The organism is Pseudomonas sp. LJDD11 (genome assembly GCF_024584215.1).
Classification (GTDB): domain Bacteria; phylum Pseudomonadota; class Gammaproteobacteria; order Pseudomonadales; family Pseudomonadaceae; genus Aquipseudomonas.
Genome location: NZ_JANJFL010000168.1, coordinates 1 through 506, shown reverse-complemented (window position 1 = coordinate 506; position 506 = coordinate 1). Strand labels below are relative to the sequence as shown.

Annotated in this window: 1 pseudogene; it reads left to right on the top strand. The window is 63.0% G+C overall.

The annotated features are described in order from the left end of the window. Positions 1 to 506, top strand: a pseudogene (locus tag NRB16_RS29390) (succinylglutamate desuccinylase/aspartoacylase family protein); the annotation flags it as partial.

Below are 506 nucleotides of genomic sequence, written 5' to 3'. Positions count from 1 at the left end.
CACCGAATTGAGCGAACCTGTCGCCGAGTTGCTGGAAGGGCAGTTGGGCGATGACCCGCGGGCCAATATCCAGCTGATTCGTCAAGCCATGACTACGGCGCTCGAGCGCCTGCCTGCTCCACAAGGCGAACTGCAAGCCATGCAGCGCCTGTTGCTCAGTCCTGCCTGTGTCGCAGATGTGGTGCTTGATCTGCATTGCGATGCCGATGCGGCTCTGCACATGTATGCCTTGCCGCAGCAATGGCCGCAGTGGCGTTCGCTGTCGGCGCATCTGGATATCAAGGTCGCGCTGCTGGCCGAGGATTCCGGTGGCAGCTCCTTTGACGAAGCCTGTTCGCTGCCCTGGCTGCGCCTGTCGCGGATTTTCCCCGAAGCGCAGATTCCCCTGGCCTGTCTGGCCACGACCATCGAGCTGGGCGGTCAGGCCGATACCGGCAAGGCTGACGCCGAGGCCCATGCCGAAGGCATCCTGGCGTACCTGGCCGAGCAGGGTTTTATCAGTGGCG